Below are 1,252 nucleotides of genomic sequence, written 5' to 3'. Positions count from 1 at the left end.
CTAGTGCTTAGTCAAGTGAATTAGGCAACAAAATAAAGGGGGTTGAAGTTGGGGACCTATGCCTCGTCCCATTACTCCCTTTGCCCTGCCGTCGGCTGACCAAGCCGTCCTCGAAAAGTTCACGCGCACCGGTCGTCGACCGGTGCGGGCCGTGCGCCGCGCGCAGGCCCTGCTGGCCCTGGCCACCGGCATCGGCCAGCAGGCAGCCGGTCAGGCCGTGGGCCTCAGCCGCCAAGCCGTCAGTAAGGTGCGCCGCCGCTACGCAGAAGCCGGCTGGCAAGCCGCCTTGGCCGAGGCCCCGCGTAGCGGCGGGCCGCGCCGCTTTGATGGTCCGCAACGCGCGGCGCGCACGGCGCTGGCGTGCACCCCGGCCCCGGTGGGCCACAGCCGCTGGACCCTGCGCCTGCTGGCCGACAAAGCCGTGGAACTGGCGTTAGTGGAGACTATTTCCCATGAAACGGTGAGCCAGGTGCTCAAAAAAACGAGTTGCAGCCGCACCGCCAGCAGCACGGGTGCCTGGGGGCAGTGAACGCGGCTTTCGTGGCCCGGATGGAAGATGTGCTGGCGGTGTACGAGCGGCCACACGACCCCCTTTTTCCCGTCGTCTGCTTCGATGAGCGCCCCTGCGTGCTCCACGGCCAGCCCGTCGAGCCGCTGCCGCCGGTGCCCGCCCAGCCCGCCGCGGGCGAACAACCGGCCAAAGCCGGGCGAACAACCGGCCAAAGCCGGGCGGCCCCGGCGCGCGAGCAGCACCTACGTGCGCCAGGGCACGGCCTGCCTGCTGGCCGCTTTTGAGCCGGGCACGGGCCAGCGCCTGGTCGAGGTTTCCGCCCGCCGCACCGGCGCCGACTACTGCCGCTTTCTGCAGCGCCTGGCCGCTCACTACCCCCAGGCCGAGAAAATCGTGTTGGTGCAGGACAACCTCAACACCCACACCGACGCGGTTTTCTACCAACACTTGCCCGCGGCGCAGGCCCGCGCCCTGGCCGCCCGCTTCGAGCTGCATTACACGCCCAAAAATGCTTCCTGGCTCAACATGGTCGAACTCGAACTCTCGGCCATCGCCCGCCGGTGCCTGCACCAGCGCATCCCCACCCTCGACGAGCTCACGGCCCACGTCGCCGCTTGCGTGGCCGAGCGTAACGCGGTCCGGGCTACGGTAAAATGGCAGTTCACCCTGGAAAAAGCACGCGTCAAACTCGACCGCCACTACCAGAAGATTAGGGCAACTAACTTGCCTGACTAAGCACTA

At 67.5% G+C, this 1,252-nt stretch carries 2 protein-coding genes; both read left to right on the top strand.

Going from position 1 to position 1,252, the window contains the following annotated elements:
• The first annotated feature begins 58 nt into the window (after positions 1-58).
• Positions 59-529: a helix-turn-helix domain-containing protein gene (locus tag BEN47_RS01145; RefSeq protein WP_070724370.1), complete on the top strand. Its 471-nt coding sequence runs from the start codon at positions 59-61 to the stop codon at positions 527-529.
• Positions 530-556: 27 nt separating this feature from the next.
• Positions 557-1,246 (top strand): IS630 family transposase, encoded by a 690-nt coding sequence (locus tag BEN47_RS01140; protein WP_083321983.1) that lies wholly within the window; start codon positions 557-559, stop codon positions 1,244-1,246.
• Positions 1,247-1,252: the final 6 nt, after the last annotated feature.

Source organism: Hymenobacter lapidarius (assembly GCF_001816145.1).
GTDB lineage: Bacteria > Bacteroidota > Bacteroidia > Cytophagales > Hymenobacteraceae > Hymenobacter > Hymenobacter lapidarius.
The sequence above is the reverse complement of the archived record's forward strand: the minus strand, read 5'-3'. Positions and strand labels throughout refer to the sequence as shown.

What these genes read in the sequence shown, in the direction of transcription:
- BEN47_RS01145 (WP_070724370.1), top strand. Translation starts at nt 59, where the DNA reads ATGCCTCGTCCCATTACTCCCTTTGCCCTGCCGTCGGCTGACCAAGCC.
- BEN47_RS01140 (WP_083321983.1), top strand. Translation starts at nt 557, where the DNA reads ATGTGCTGGCGGTGTACGAGCGGCCACACGACCCCCTTTTTCCCGTCG.